The 13,640-nt window shown below is 69.1% G+C and carries 15 protein-coding genes; all 15 read right to left on the bottom strand.

The window, feature by feature from the left end:
• Position 1: 1 nt before the first annotated feature.
• Positions 2-433, bottom strand: coding sequence for a DUF2550 domain-containing protein (locus tag E6A26_RS03115; RefSeq protein WP_136609718.1), 432 nt, complete (start codon positions 431-433; stop codon positions 2-4).
• A 9-nt stretch (positions 434-442) separates the two neighbouring features.
• Entirely contained in the window at positions 443-724 is a 282-nt protein-coding gene (locus tag E6A26_RS03110; protein WP_136609717.1) for a F0F1 ATP synthase subunit epsilon, read from the bottom strand.
• A 1-nt stretch (position 725) separates the two neighbouring features.
• On the bottom strand, positions 726-2,177 hold the full coding sequence (gene atpD, locus E6A26_RS03105) for a F0F1 ATP synthase subunit beta (protein WP_136609716.1): 1,452 nt from the start codon (positions 2,175-2,177) through the stop codon (positions 726-728).
• Between the two features lie 62 nt (positions 2,178-2,239).
• Positions 2,240-3,130 carry a F0F1 ATP synthase subunit gamma gene (locus E6A26_RS03100; RefSeq protein WP_136609715.1) on the bottom strand — a complete coding sequence of 297 codons (891 nt, stop codon included), beginning with the start codon at positions 3,128-3,130 and terminating at the stop codon, positions 2,240-2,242.
• Positions 3,131-3,221: 91 nt separating this feature from the next.
• Positions 3,222-4,859 (bottom strand): F0F1 ATP synthase subunit alpha, encoded by a 1,638-nt coding sequence (gene atpA, locus E6A26_RS03095; protein WP_136609714.1) that lies wholly within the window; start codon positions 4,857-4,859, stop codon positions 3,222-3,224.
• An 89-nt stretch (positions 4,860-4,948) separates the two neighbouring features.
• Complete coding sequence (locus tag E6A26_RS03090; RefSeq protein WP_136609713.1) at positions 4,949-5,779, bottom strand: F0F1 ATP synthase subunit delta; 831 nt, start codon at positions 5,777-5,779, stop codon at positions 4,949-4,951.
• Positions 5,779-6,330: a F0F1 ATP synthase subunit B gene (locus tag E6A26_RS03085; protein ID WP_136609712.1), complete on the bottom strand. Its 552-nt coding sequence runs from the start codon at positions 6,328-6,330 to the stop codon at positions 5,779-5,781. Before E6A26_RS03085 ends, E6A26_RS03090 begins: the two co-directional genes overlap by 1 nt.
• 57 nt (positions 6,331-6,387) lie before the next feature.
• Positions 6,388-6,606: an ATP synthase F0 subunit C gene (gene atpE, locus E6A26_RS03080; protein ID WP_043119941.1), complete on the bottom strand. Its 219-nt coding sequence runs from the start codon at positions 6,604-6,606 to the stop codon at positions 6,388-6,390.
• Between the two features lie 64 nt (positions 6,607-6,670).
• The gene (atpB, locus tag E6A26_RS03075; RefSeq protein WP_136609711.1) at positions 6,671-7,471 is read right to left on the bottom strand and encodes a F0F1 ATP synthase subunit A; all 801 of its coding nucleotides are present in this window, start codon (positions 7,469-7,471) and stop codon (positions 6,671-6,673) included.
• 88 nt (positions 7,472-7,559) lie between these two features.
• A complete protein-coding gene (locus E6A26_RS03070) occupies positions 7,560-7,856 on the bottom strand; it encodes an AtpZ/AtpI family protein (protein ID WP_136609710.1) in 297 nt (98 codons plus the stop codon).
• A complete protein-coding gene (locus E6A26_RS03065; protein ID WP_211128917.1) occupies positions 7,849-8,370 on the bottom strand; it encodes a hypothetical protein in 522 nt (173 codons plus the stop codon). The genes E6A26_RS03070 and E6A26_RS03065 overlap by 8 nt, the downstream gene beginning before the upstream one ends.
• Positions 8,371-8,465: 95 nt before the next feature.
• Positions 8,466-10,001, bottom strand: coding sequence for an MraY family glycosyltransferase (locus E6A26_RS03060; protein WP_136609709.1), 1,536 nt, complete (start codon positions 9,999-10,001; stop codon positions 8,466-8,468).
• A 3-nt stretch (positions 10,002-10,004) separates the two neighbouring features.
• On the bottom strand, positions 10,005-11,882 hold the full coding sequence (locus tag E6A26_RS03055; RefSeq protein ID WP_234864949.1) for a glycosyltransferase: 1,878 nt from the start codon (positions 11,880-11,882) through the stop codon (positions 10,005-10,007).
• On the bottom strand, positions 11,875-12,699 hold the full coding sequence (locus E6A26_RS03050) for an L-threonylcarbamoyladenylate synthase (RefSeq protein WP_136609707.1): 825 nt from the start codon (positions 12,697-12,699) through the stop codon (positions 11,875-11,877). Before E6A26_RS03050 ends, E6A26_RS03055 begins: the two co-directional genes overlap by 8 nt.
• Positions 12,696-13,640: a peptide chain release factor N(5)-glutamine methyltransferase gene (prmC, locus tag E6A26_RS03045; protein WP_136609706.1), complete on the bottom strand. Its 945-nt coding sequence runs from the start codon at positions 13,638-13,640 to the stop codon at positions 12,696-12,698. Before prmC ends, E6A26_RS03050 begins: the two co-directional genes overlap by 4 nt.

Here is a 13,640-nt window from a genome sequence, read left to right as displayed (position 1 = left end):
ATCAGCGCCACGTCCCGACCCCAATGACCGGACCGGCCTCGAGCCAGGACGAGAGGCCCGCGTAGGCGCGGAAGTCCATCGCGAAACGGACCTCGGCACCTTGATGGGTGAGTTCCACGATGACGACGTCGGCCTGCACCTTGGGTCGCTCGGCCTCCGTGGGCTTGCGGCGGCCGCGGAGCACGAGCGCACTGCGCGTGAACCGCCGCTTCGGGAGTGGGCTGAGGGAGAGCAGGTCGAACCACTCGAGTTCGGTGTCCTGATAACGGCAAACCCCCATCCGCCACGCCCCGGAGGACAGGCTGATGGAGGCATCCACCGTGCCGAGGGTGCGCCGCAGAACGAAGCGGCGCACCCCCAGAGCACAGAGCATTGCTGCAAGGAGCAGGAAGACCACTGCCAGGACGATGAACGGAAGAGCGGAATCGTCCATTGAGTAAGGCTAACGGGTCCCCGCGACCGACTCGCTGATCTGTGCGTTGTCCGCGACGATCACCACGCGGTTGCTGTCAACGGAGAAGAATCCCCCGTCGGCCTCGACGACGATCCGCGAACCCGAGACAGGCTCGATCTCGATGTTGCCCGCATGCAGGATGGCCAGAACCGGGGTGTGCCCGGGCAGGATCCCGATCTCGCCGTCGGCCGTGCGGGCCTTGACCATCTTCGCCCCGCCGGACCACACGAAGTGGTCCGCCGCGACGATCTCTACTTCGAGCTCTGCCATGCTACTTCGTCGATTCCTGGATCTTGGCCCAGTTGCGCTCGACGTCGTCGAGGCCGCCGACGTTGAAGAAGGCCTGCTCGGCGATGTGGTCGAGCTCGCCGTCGCAGATGGCCGTGAAGCCCTCGATCGTGTCCTTGATGGAGACGGTCGAACCCTCGACACCCGTGAACTGCTTCGCGGTGTAGGTGTTCTGCGACAGGAACTGCTGGATGCGACGAGCGCGGGCCACGACGATCTTGTCCTCTTCGGAGAGCTCGTCGACGCCGAGGATCGCGATGATGTCCTGCAGCTCCTTGTTCTTCTGGAGGATCTGCTTGACGCGCACGGCCGTGTCGTAGTGGGCCTTGCCGATGTACTGCGGGTCGAGGATGCGCGACGTGGACGTCAGCGGGTCGACGGCCGGGTACAGACCACGCGAGGCGATCTCACGCGAGAGCTCGGTCGTCGCGTCGAGGTGCGCGAACGTGGTGGCCGGGGCCGGGTCGGTGTAGTCGTCGGCCGGGACGTAGATGGCCTGCATCGACGTGATCGAGTGGCCACGCGTCGACGTGATGCGCTCCTGGAGCACGCCCATCTCGTCGGCGAGGTTCGGCTGGTAGCCGACGGCAGAGGGCATGCGGCCCAGCAGCGTCGAGACCTCGGAACCCGCCTGCGTGAAGCGGAAGATGTTGTCGATGAAGAGCAGCACGTCCTGGTTCTGGACATCGCGGAAGTACTCCGCCATGGTCAGGGCCGAGAGGGCCACGCGAAGACGCGTTCCCGGCGGCTCGTCCATCTGGCCGAACACGAGCGCGGTGTCCTTGAGGACCCCTGCCTCGTCCATCTCGACCCAGAGGTCGTTGCCCTCGCGGGTGCGCTCGCCAACGCCGGCGAACACCGAGGTACCGCCGAAGTTGCGGGCAACACGCGTGATCATCTCCTGGATGAGCACCGTCTTGCCGACGCCGGCGCCGCCGAACAGGCCGATCTTGCCGCCCTTGATGTACGGGGTGAGGAGGTCGATGACCTTGATGCCGGTCTCGAGCATCTCGGTCGAGCCCTCGAGCTGCGCGAACGAGGGAGCCTTGCGGTGGATCGGCCAGTGGTCCGACGCCTGGATCTCGGACTCGTCGACGTCGAGCGGCTTGCCGAGCACGTTGAAGATGTGGCCCTTGACGCCGTCGCCCACGGGGACGGAGATGGGGGCGCCCGTGTCCTGGACCTTCGTGCCGCGGACCAGGCCGTCGGTGGCCTGGAGCGAGATGGCGCGGACGAGGTTGTCGCCGAGGTGCTGGGCGGTCTCGAACGTGATCGTGCGGGTCTGGCCGCTGAGCGTGATCTCAGTGGTCAGGGCGTTGTACATCTCGGGGATCGAGTCGGCGGGGAACTCGACGTCGACCACCGGACCGATCACGCGGGCGATCCGGCCCGTCGCGCCGGCGGTGGCAACCGCTTCGGGGGCAGTGGCAGTCATGTCTCTCACTTCTCCAGTCATGGCTTAGTCAGTCTATTGAGTGGGCCGAGGCTCCGGGGACCTCAGGCGTTCAGCGCGTCGGCGCCGGCGATGATCTCGGTGAGCTCCTGCGTGATCTCCGCCTGCCGGGCGGTGTTGCGCAGTCGCGTGTACTTCTTGATCAGTTCCGTGGCGTTGTCGCCCGCGTTCTTCATGGCGCGCTGGCGCGAAGCGAGCTCGCTCGCGGCCGAGTGCAGCATCGCCGCGAAGATCCGCGACTCGATGTAGCGCGGCAGGAGTGCGTCGAGCACCTGCTCCGGCTCCGGCTCGAACTCGTAGAGCGGCAGGATCTCCTGGGCTTCGGCAGCCTTCTCCTCGATCACCTCGAGCGGGAGGAGGCGGATCACGGTGGGCTGCTGCACCACCATCGACTTGAACGCCGTGTAGACCACGTGGATCTCGTCGACGCCGCCATCCTCGAAGGGCGTGTCGAACGCCTCGAGGAGCACCTTGCGGATCTCCTGGGCGGTCGCGAACTCGGGGTTGTCCGTGTTGCCCGTCCACACCCGCACGTAGTCCCGGTTGCGGAAGTCGAAGTACGCCTGGCCCTTGCGGCCCACGAGGAACGACGAGACGTCCTTGCCCTGCCCGCGCAGGAGCTCCGTGAGCGACTCTGCCTGCTTGAGGATGCTCGCCGAGTAGGCGCCAGCCTGACCGCGGTCAGCCGTCAGGACGAGCACCGCTGCGCGACGCACGTGCTCGCGCTCGGTCGTCAGCGGGTGGTCCAGTTCGCGGGCCGACGAGACGGCCGAGACCGCGCGCGTGATGGCACGCGCGTACGGCAGGGAGGCAGCGAGGCGAGCGCGCGCCTTGCCGATGCGGGAGGTGGCAATCAGCTCCATCGCCTTGAACATCTTGCGCATCGACGAAGTCGAGGCGATCTTCTGGCGGTAGACCCGGATCTGGGCACCCATTCTTGTCCTTTCCTCTCCATCGCTGCCCCGCGGGGCCGTTGCCCGGAGCATTGCTCCGTTCCAACGGCCCCGGCGGGGTCACCGAGTGGAATCAGTGGGTCTGCTTGACGATCCGTTCCTGGTTCACGTCACCCTCAGCCAGCGCCGCGTGCTCCTCGTGGCCTGCCGCGACGAGCTTGCTGTCGCCCTCGCCGAAGAAGCCCTGCTTGAAGTCCTTGATCGCCGACTTGAGCGCCTCGACCGTGTCGTCCTCGAGGAGGTTGGTCTGCGCCACCGTCGTCAGGATCGAGGTGCGGTGCTTGAGGTACTCGAGGAAGTCCGCCTCGAAACGGCGCACATCCTCGACGGGGACGTCGTCCAGGTGGCCGTTCGTGCCAGCCCAGATGGACACGACCTGGTTCTCGACCGGGAACGGCGAGTACTGGCCCTGCTTGAGCAGCTCCATGAGGCGGGCGCCACGCGTCAGCTGCTGGCGCGACGCGGCGTCGAGGTCCGACGCGAACATCGCGAAGGCCTGCATGTCGCGGTACTGCGCGAGGTCGAGCTTGAGCGTGCCGGAGACCTTCTTCATAGCCTTGACCTGAGCCGAGCCACCGACGCGCGAGACGGAGATACCGACGTCGACGGCCGGGCGCTGGTTGGCGTTGAACAGATCGGACTGGAGGAAGATCTGGCCGTCCGTGATGGAGATGACGTTGGTCGGGATGTACGCCGAGACGTCGTTGGCCTTGGTCTCGATGATGGGGAGGCCCGTCATCGAACCGGCGCCGAGCTCGTCCGAGAGCTTGGCACAGCGCTCGAGGAGCCGGGAGTGCAAGTAGAACACGTCGCCGGGGTATGCCTCGCGGCCCGGCGGGCGGCGGAGCAGCAGGGACACGGCACGGTAGGCCTCAGCCTGCTTCGAGAGGTCATCGAAGATGATGAGGACGTGCTTGCCGCCGTACATCCAGTGCTGGCCGATGGCCGAGCCCGCGTACGGAGCCAGGTACTTGAAGCCCGCGGGGTCGGACGCCGGGGAGGCCACGATCGTCGTGTACTCGAGCGCGCCGTTGTCCTCGAGGGTCTGGCGGACGGCCGCGATCGTCGAAGCCTTCTGGCCGATGGCGACGTAGACGCAGCGGACCTGCTTCTTCACGTCGCCCGAGGCCCAGTTCGCCTTCTGGTTGATGATCGTGTCCACCGCGATGGCCGTCTTGCCCGTCTGGCGGTCGCCGATGATGAGCTGGCGCTGGCCGCGGCCGATCGGGATCATGGCGTCGATCGCCTTGAGGCCCGTCTGCATCGGCTCGTGCACCGACTTGCGCTGGGTCACGCCCGGAGCCTGGAGCTCGAGCGCGCGCGTGCCCTCGGCCGCGATCGGGCCGAGGTCGTCGATCGGCTGGCCGAGCGGGTCCACGACGCGGCCCAGGAAGGCGTCGCCAACCGGCACAGAAAGGATCTGGCCGGTGCGGTGCACCTCCTGGCCCTCCTCGATGCCGGCGAACTCGCCGAGGATGATGACGCCGATCTCGCGAACGTCGAGGTTCTGGGCCAGGCCCAGGACGCCGTTCTCGAAGCGCAGCAGCTCGTTGGCCATGACGGACGGGAGGCCCTCGACGCGGGCGATGCCGTCGGCGGCCTGGATGACGCGGCCAACCTCGACGCGATCGGCCGTACCGGGTTCGTAGGACGCCGCGAATTCGTTCAGCGCATCGCGGACGTCGTCGGCGTTGATGGTCAATTCGGCCATCTGCAGTCCCTGCTCTCTACATCTCGTGGTCATCGGTGCAGTACTGGCTGTGATGACCGGATTGTCTGGTTCGAAGTGTGCTGTAGCCGTCAGCCGGCCTGCCCCGCGAGCTGGCGGCGCAGGTCGGTGAGCCGGGCGAGCGTCGAAGCGTCGAGCACCTCATCGCCAACCGTCACTCGGACGCCGCCCAGAAGCTGGGGATCAACGGTCGTCGTGATCTTGAGTTCGCGGCCATAGAGCCCATTGAGCCCGCTCTGAAGCCGGTCGAGCTGGGCGTCGCTGAGCGGACGCGCGACGGCGACCTCGGCGATCCAGCGCTCCTGACGCTTCGCGGCGAGAGCCGCGAAGCGCTTGACGAGCTCGGTGGGCTTGAGGCCCCGGGGCTCGGCCGCGGCCTGCCCGATGAGCAGCCGGGCCTCGTCCGACGCACCGCGCGCGAGCTTGAGGGCCAGGGCCCTCTTCGCCTCGGGCGCCGCCTGCGGCTCGCTCAGCGCGGCCTGGAGCTCGTGGCTGTCGTCGACCACGCGGACGAACGAGAACAGGTCGTTTTCGAGCCGCTCAAGCTCGCCCAGGCCAGGCCGCCCGGAGCCCTGCTCGGCCACGGCAATGGCCACAGTCGCTGCCAGGGTTTCGAGTGCATCGCTGACGTCGCGGGAAGCCGCCCAGCGCAGCGCGGCGAGACGCGACACAATGTCCACCGCCTCAGCGGAGGCCTTGCCCTCAAGGAGCCGCTGGACCAGGGCCGTCTTGGCCTCCCCCTCGCGGGAGGGATCCGTCATCGCGCGACGCAGTCCCGCGGAGGAATCGACGACCCGAAGGACGCCGAAGAGCTCCTCCGCCAGCGACAGCGATGCCGACGGCAGCTTGGTCTCCAGGTCCGCCAGCGCAGTCGCCAGCGATTCGCTCGATACTCCTGCCATTACTTCGCCGCACCTGCGTTCTGGGCTTCCAGGTCCGCGAGGAAGCGGTCAACCACGCGAGCCGCGCGCGCGTCGTCGTCCAGGGACTCGCCGACGATGCGGCTCGCAAGAGTCGACGCCATCGAGCCGACCTCGGAGCGCAGGGACACGAGAGCCTGCTGGCGCTCGGCCTCGATCTGCGCGTGTGCCTGCTCGGTGATCCGCGCGGCATCCGCCGCGGCCTTCTCCTTGAGCTCGGCCAGGATCTGCGCCCCCTCGGCACGCGCTTCCTCGCGGATGCGGTTGGCCTCGGTGCGGGCGTCGACGAGCTGCTGCTTGTACTCCTCGAGAGCGGCGGAGGCCTCGGCCTGCGCCTTCTCCGCCTTGGCGATGCCACCCTCAATGGCCTCGGCGCGGTCGGCATACGTCTTCTCGAACGCCGGCACGACGAACTTCACCACGATGAAGAGCAGGATCGCGAAGCCGACGGCGGTGACCAACACCTCCCACCAGTTCGGCGCAAGGGGGCTCGACGCGCTCTCGGTGGCGGCTTGCACCATGAGCTGATGCATATATTCCACCCTCCTATCTACTGAGTAGCTTCGGTCTCAGGCTCGGATTGCCCTGGTTTACTTCAGGACGAACGCGAAGACGAGACCGAGGATCGCGAGCGCCTCGGTCAGGGCAAGCCCGAGGAACGCGAGCGGCTGGAGAACGCGCTGCGCCTCCGGCTGACGGGCCACGCCGTTGATGTAGGCCGCGAACACGAGGCCGACACCGATGGCACCGCCGATGGCGGAGAGGCCGTAGCCGATGAGGTTGATGCTGCCGTTGATCGTGCCGTTCATTGATTTTCCTTTCAATCGCCCGCAGGCAGGTTGATGGGGTTGGGTGCTCCCCCGAGGGGAATTCTCAGTGGGCGTCCGCCGCGACGGCGCCCTGGATGTAGATGGCCGTGAGCAGGGTGAAGACGTAGGCCTGGAGGACCATGATCAGCGCCTCGAGCATGTACATCGCGATGGCGCCGACGAGGACGAGGACGCTCATGCCCTTGAGCAGGAAGCCCTCCTGCGCCACGAGGAACGCGATGCCGGAGCCTGCAAGGGCCACGACCAGGTGTCCCGCGAGCATGGTCGCGAAGAGACGGAGGCTGTGCGTCATGGGGCGGACCACGAAGTTCGAGATGATCTCGATCGGCACGACGATCGGCATGATGTACCACGGCACGCCGCTCGGGACGACCGCGAGCTTGAGGTAGCGGAGGCCGAAGCGCTTGAGGCCGACGCCGATCCAGATGACGTAGACGAGGGCCGCGAGGAAGTATGCGCCGCCCACGTGGGACATCGTGGGGAGCTGGAACAGCGGGACAGCGCCGTAGATGTTGTTCACGAGGATGAAGAAGAAGAGCGTGAACAGGAGCGGCACGAAGGTCATGAAGTCCTTGCCGCCGATGACGTCCTTACCGATCCCGTTGCGGACGAAGCCGTAGGCCATCTCGCCGAGGAACTGGAGCTTGCCCGGGACGAGCTGGCGCTTTCGGGAGGCCGCGATGAAGAACCACGCGATGAAGACGACGGAAAGCAGGACGAGGAGCATCTGCTTGTTGAAGCCCTCGTCCGCGCCCCACGGGAGGATCGCGGGAAGGTGCAGCTCTTCGAGGGTGGGAGGGGTGAATGTGCCGTTGTCGGCGGCCGGAAGCGTGAGCGGGGTCAACGCAATTCCTCTCTTGCAGTGTCCTTCGTCGGGCAGGTGCCGGGGCGAGTGGCTTCAACCCCCACATGTGAAATTGTCGGTCGCTCCATCAATGGCTTCCGTCCCCCTCGGCATCGTCGTCGGGAGGGTTGGTTTTCGCTGAACGTCGCTGCTGCGTGAAGAGCCCATGCTTGCCGGCGAGATACAGACCACCGGCAATCCCCAGCAGGGCTCCGAGGAGCACGATCCAGCGGGTTTTCAGGAGAGTGTCCAGCCCCCACCCTATCAAACTCCAGACAATGATCCCGCCAATGATGTAGCTGAAGACGGCCATCCCGGCGTTGTAGCCGCCGTCGCCCTCGGGCTGCGGCTGGGGCTCGCCTGGGCCCTTCTCGCGATCAGCCACGAGGGCCTCCCGACGTCGAGGGCGGGGTGGTCCCCGGCTGGGTCCCAGAGGGGTTCTGATCCTCGGGATCGTTGAAGATCTGGATCCGCACGCGGCTGAACCCCCAGAGCTCGGCGACCTGCCACACGACGACGGTCGCGACCCCGGTCAGGCCGAACCACGGCGGATTGATCCAGGCGGGTGTGCCGATCCAGAGCAGGAGAGCCGCGAAGCCGACGATCTTGATGAGGTAGACCACCGCGAACATCCCGATCGCCCCGGCTGGGTTCCTGCGCCCCGCGAAGTGGCCCACGAGCAGGCTGATAGCGAAGAAGGCGATGACGACGACGGCGGCGAACAGTGCGCTCCCCGCGGCGGCAGCGTCTGTGGTCAGCCACGCGACGATCGCAAGGACGACGGCGAGGCCACCTGACGCTGCGGTGCACACCGCTGCGAGGCGGAGCCACAGCGAGGAGAACGTGGCGACGCCGACGGGTCCGGCGGGCCTGCCGGGGCGTGAGGGCGTGCTGTTCATCTGGAACCGTTCGTCGGCGGCCCCCGTCGAGGATGTCCCCCGATGCGGTGCCGGCTTGGGTGTGGGTGCGAGCAATATTCTACATGAGATAGAACTCACTGGCTGACGCTGGGCCTCAGCGCTTCCCCGCCGCGCGAGCACCGCCACTGCCACGCGGCGACGCCGAGCTGGGCAACCAGCCACGAGGCCCCGCAGACGGCGAGGGAGAACCAGTACCAGCCCTGATCCGACCACGTCGGCGAGCCGACCACGAGCAGCGCGATGGCGAACGCGACGACCTTCATGAGGACGTCCGCCACGAGGGTGCGGCGCCGGAACGCGAGGCCCGGGGCGGCGAGGTGGAGGATCACGACCGACGCCCCGCCGCACACCGCAACGACCGCGAGCGCGAGGAACGTCGAGTAGAGGAGCGGCACTCCTCCCCTCGCAAGCCCCGTGAAGCCCAGCACCGTCGTTGCCGCGATCGTGGCCGCGAACGGCAGGGTCAGGCGCTGGATCCATGCGCTCGAGCGGCCCCACACGCGCCGCACCGGACTCGCCGACACGTTCTCACGGATCCAGGGGTGCATCGTCAGGAAGCCGACGGTCGGGAGCACGATGAGGTTGAAGATCGTGAGCGGGATCCACGGCACGAACGCATAGGCGACTCCGCCGAACGCCACGAACGCGGTCCAGACATACATGACCGCGACGGCCTGGCGATGGGTGTAGCCGAGGTCGAGCAGCTTGTGGTGCACGTGCTCGCGGTCGGGCGAGAACGGGGACCGCCCGCTCGCCGTGCGCCGCAGCACCGCCAGCACGAGGTCGAGGAACGGGAGCATCATGACGACGATCGGGAGCACCACGGGGACGAACGTCGGAATGCCCTCAGCACGGTCGTACAGGCCCGAGGCCACCTGCCCGGTTGCGGCCACGGCACCCGTCGCCATGACGAGGCCCAGGAGCATCGACCCCGAATCGCCCATGAAGATCTTGGCCGGATGGGCGTTGTGCGGGAGGAAGCCGAGGCAGATGCCCACGAGCAGCGCCATGAGGAGCGTCGCGAGATCGGTGTAGTTCGGAAGGAGGGCGTTGCGGTGCACCCAGTAGGCGGTCAGGAAGAACGCGAGGCCGCCGATCGCCGCGACGCCGGCGGCGAGGCCGTCGAGCCCGTCGACGAAGTTGATCGCGTTCACCGTGAGCACGATGAGGAACATCGTGAGGCCGATCTGCAGCCACTCCTGCGGGACGGGCATCCCGCCGAGCGGCACGAACGTCACGCGGGGGCCCCACAGGGCGACGATGGCGGCGGCGACGATCTGCCCGGCGAGCTTGGCCCAGCTGCTGAGCTCCACCACGTCGTCCACGGCACCGAGGACCACGATGACGACGGCGCCGCCGAGTACGGCCCACGTCTGCGGGGTGTCGAAGAAGATCGAGCGGATCCAGACCGTCTGGGACGCCGCCCAGAACGCCACGGCGAAGCCCGCAAGCATCGCGAGGCCGCCCAGGCGGGGAACGGACCGGGTGTGGACGTCGCGCTCGCGCACGGGAGAGACCACGCCTAACCTGAGGGCAACCGAGCGGACGAGACCCGTGGTCGCGTAGGTGACGATGCCGGCCAGCATGGCCACGAGGACATAGATGAACATCGCTCAGCCGGCGGCCTTTCCGCGTCCCGGCGCCGCCACGAGGGAGGGGAGCTCGGTGAACGCCGAGCGGTAGCCGCGCCGCCGGACCTGCGTGGGCACGAGGCGGTAGGCGCCGCGGACCAGGACGTTGCGGGCGAAGCCGAGCGGCCCGATGTAGCCCGCGTCCAGCATCCGCCGCTGGAGACGAAGCTCTGCGGCCAGCATGCGCGACCCGCCCCGCCGCGCGTACGCGCCGTCGCTCACGCGGTACAGCACGAGAGCGTCCGGCACGTTGGCGCCGCGGCTCCCCCGGTGCAGCATGCGCGCCCAGAGCCAGTAGTCCTCCATGTCGGGGACCCCGCGGTAACCTCCCGCGGCGAGGACGGCCGAGGCCCGGAACATGACGCTCGGGTGGTTGAACGGAGTGCGAAAGTCGAGCTGCGCCATGATCTCGCGGTGCGTCACGGGAACGGGACGGCTCGCGAGCGGATGGTCCTCGTCGTCGCCGATCTCCGCGATGGCCGAGCCCACGATGTCGTAGCCCTCGTCCAGGAGCGCAAGCTGCCGCTCGAAGCGCTCGGGCAGGGCGACGTCGTCCGCGTCCATGCGGGCCACGACGTCGTGGCGGCAGCGCTCGAGGCCCTGATCGAGCGCGTCGGCGAGCCCGGCTCCCTTGGCGAGGCGCACGACGTCCGCCGGGAAGCGCTCCGAGCGCTCGGCCTCCTCGAGGACGCGCTCGATGTCCTCGCCCACGGGCCCGTCGCGCACGATGACGAGCTGCGCGGGCGGAACGGTCTGGTCCACGGTCACCGAGTCGATCGCGCGGCGCACACGTGCCGCCGTGTCGCCTGCGTAGACCGGAAGGAGCACGGAGAACTCGGGCAGGTCGCGGGTTTCGCGATGCGCCGTCGCGTCGGCAGGGTCCGCACCCTGCAGGCGTGACGGCGCACCGCTTAACGTGCCCTCCGGGAGGCCGCCCACGGGCGCGAGCACCTCCTCGTTCGGCCGCGGGCCGCGCGCGAGGCCCTCGCGCAGGCCCGCGAGGCCCGCCTTGAGCACCACGCCGGGCCGGGGGCTGTTGCGCACCATGATGCCCCAGCGCCGCAGCGTCGCGGCCCCGTAGAGCGCCTTCTCCGCGGGCGCGAGCGCGTCCGAGCGGAAGAACGTCCAGACCTTGTTGCGGACCTCGAAGCGGAAGCGCTCCCCGACGTCGACCGTGTGGGAGTCGAACGCCTTCGTGTGGTGCTCGACGACCGAGTCGAGGCTCGCAAGCGCAAGCCGCTTCCGCGCGAGGCGCGCGGTGAACTCGAAGTCGTCGTTCCAGAGGAAGAAGTCTGCGAGGGGGAGGCCGAGCGCGCGGATCGCCTCCGCGTCGACGAAGAGCGAGACGAACGACGCCGACCGGACCACGCGCGCGCGGCGCACCGCGGCGAACGTACGGTCCTCGGCCGAGGCGTCCCAGCGGTCGCGCATCGTGTTCATGGGGTGGTCCCGGCCGTCCGACCACACGACTCGGCTCGCGATGAACGCGGGGCGATCCGTCTCCGGGCATGAGTCCCACAGCTGCACGGCTTCAGCGAGCGTGCCCGCGAGGGGGACGGTGTCGTCGTCCATGATCCAGACGAGGTCCGGGCTGTGCCGCGCGAGCGCCGCTGCCATGCCTACCGCGAAGCCGCCCGCGCCGCCCGTGTTCTCGGTGAGCCGCACGAGCTCGTAGGCAAACGGGAGCTCGACCGATTCGAGGTACTCGCCCGAACCGTCCGTCGACGCGTTGTCCACCACGACGAGAGCGTCGGGGCGCACGTCGCCCGCGGCGAGGGCCGCGAGCGAGCGCTCGAGGAGCTCGCGGCGGTTGTAGCTCACGACGACGGCGACGACCCGCGGGGAGCGCGGCTCAATCACGCGGCTTCTCCGCGGGAGCCTCCGCCCGGTTCGGCGCGTCGGCGTCGGTCTCGGGCCGGACATCGGAGGTCGCGTGCGCCTCGGTCGGTGTCTCGGGAGTTGGGCTCCCGCCGCCGGGGGCAGGCTCGGTTGCCTCCAGCTCAGCCGTCTCCGCAGCCTCGCCGAAGCCCAGGATCTCCGGAACGACCTCGCGCAGGGCCTCGAGGCTCAGGCCGCCCTGGCGGACCACCCGGAGTCGGTCGCCCGTGCAGTCCACGATCGTCGAGGGAACGCTCTCGGAGCCCGCCACGGGACGCAGCCCGCCGTCGAGGTACACCTCGACGGACTCGGCGAGCTGCTCGCGCGCGCTCTCCGCCGTGGCGGCCGCGGCCTGGCCGGTGCGGTTCGCCGAGGAAACGGCGAGCGGCCCGGTGATCGTCAGGAGCGACTGCGCGACGTCGTCGTCCGGGATGCGCAGGGCCACGGTGCCGTAGGTGTCGCCCAGGTCCCAGGTGAGGGACGGCTGGGCGTGGAAGATGAGCGTGAGGGGGCCGGGCCAGAATCGCTCGGCGAGGCGCCGGCCGGCGTCGGGAATGTCCGTCGCGAGCCCGTCCATGGTCTGCAGCCGAGGGATGAGCACGGGCGGCGGCATCGAGCGGCCGCGGCCCTTCGCGGCGAGGAGCGTCGCGACGGCCTGCGCCGAGAACGCGTCGGCGGCGATGCCGTACACGGTGTCGGTGGGCATCACCACGCACTGCTTGGCGGCGATGGCTCGCTGGGCGTGTGCGAGGCCTTCGGCTCGCCGTTCCCGGTCGGTGCAGTCGTAGGTCGTGGTCACGGCCTCAATTGTTCCACGCGCTGGTGGGAGGTCCGGACAGCCGACGTGGCGCGCGGGCGCCCGTTGAGATCCCGATGCGAGGCGACGCCGGTCCACGCCGGATCCGCCGCGAGGCGCGCCGCGAGATAGCCGGCCTGAACCTCGGCGTGTTCCATCGCGAAGAAGCCGCCGGCGCGCAGGAGGCGGGCCGCGGACGCGACCGCCGCGAGCGGGACGTCGAGGCCTTCCTCTCCCCCGCCATAGAGCGCCAGATCGGGGTCGTGCTCGGCCGCCTCGGGCTCCCGCGGCACCATCCCGGCGGGAATGTACGGCGGGTTGCTCACCACGGCGTCGACCGTTCCGTCGAGCTCTGGGAAGGCCGTGCGCAGGTCCCCGAGGATCAGCTCGACGCGGCCGCCCACCTCGGGCAGCGCCACGTTGCGGGCCGCCCAGGCGTGCGCGAGTTCGGAGAGTTCCACGGCGTGCACGCGGCTCGAGGGGCATTCGGCGGCGATCGACGCCGCGATCGCACCCGAACCGGTGCCCAAGTCCACGACGACCGGCGAATCCAGGCCGTCCTGGCCCGCGATCCAGTCGAGGACGATCGTCACGAGCGTCTCCGTCTCGGGCCGCGGGACGAAGACGCCCGGGCCGACGCTGAGCGCGAGCTGACGGAAGTGTGCCGTCCCCGTGAGGTGCTGGAGGGGCGTGCGCTTGGCCCGCTCCTCCACGAGGTCCCAGAACCCTTCGGGCACCGGCGCGCCGAGGACCGCGAGCGCCCTCAGGCGGCCGAGCCCGCATCCGAGCAGGTGCTCGGCGAGGAGCTCCGCGTCGGCCCGCGGACTCGGGACTCCCGCCTCGGCGAGCACCGCCGTCGCCCGTCTGAGCGCGGCGTCAAGCTGTTCGCCCGGCCCGCCCGGCCCGCCCGCCGGCTCAGCGGGACCCGGGCCGGGAGCCCGCAT

Source organism: Sinomonas albida (assembly GCF_004919045.1).
Taxonomy (GTDB): domain Bacteria; phylum Actinomycetota; class Actinomycetes; order Actinomycetales; family Micrococcaceae; genus Sinomonas; species Sinomonas albida.
This window is presented reverse-complemented; position numbering and strand designations above follow the sequence as displayed.

Excerpts from the sequence above, each read along its gene's own strand:
- E6A26_RS03115 (WP_136609718.1), bottom strand. The coding sequence starts at position 433 with ATGGACGATTCCGCTCTTCCGTTCATCGTCCTGGCAGTGGTCTTCCTG.
- E6A26_RS03110 (WP_136609717.1), bottom strand. The coding sequence starts at position 724 with ATGGCAGAGCTCGAAGTAGAGATCGTCGCGGCGGACCACTTCGTGTGG.
- atpD (WP_136609716.1), bottom strand. The coding sequence starts at position 2,177 with ATGACTGCCACTGCCCCCGAAGCGGTTGCCACCGCCGGCGCGACGGGC.
- E6A26_RS03100 (WP_136609715.1), bottom strand. The coding sequence starts at position 3,130 with ATGGGTGCCCAGATCCGGGTCTACCGCCAGAAGATCGCCTCGACTTCG.
- atpA (WP_136609714.1), bottom strand. The coding sequence starts at position 4,859 with ATGGCCGAATTGACCATCAACGCCGACGACGTCCGCGATGCGCTGAAC.
- E6A26_RS03090 (WP_136609713.1), bottom strand. The coding sequence starts at position 5,779 with ATGGCAGGAGTATCGAGCGAATCGCTGGCGACTGCGCTGGCGGACCTG.
- E6A26_RS03085 (WP_136609712.1), bottom strand. The coding sequence starts at position 6,330 with ATGCATCAGCTCATGGTGCAAGCCGCCACCGAGAGCGCGTCGAGCCCC.
- atpE (WP_043119941.1), bottom strand. The coding sequence starts at position 6,606 with ATGAACGGCACGATCAACGGCAGCATCAACCTCATCGGCTACGGCCTC.
- E6A26_RS03065 (WP_211128917.1), bottom strand. The coding sequence starts at position 8,370 with ATGAACAGCACGCCCTCACGCCCCGGCAGGCCCGCCGGACCCGTCGGC.
- E6A26_RS03060 (WP_136609709.1), bottom strand. The coding sequence starts at position 10,001 with ATGTTCATCTATGTCCTCGTGGCCATGCTGGCCGGCATCGTCACCTAC.
- prmC (WP_136609706.1), bottom strand. The coding sequence starts at position 13,640 with ATGCGGGCTCCCGGCCCGGGTCCCGCTGAGCCGGCGGGCGGGCCGGGC.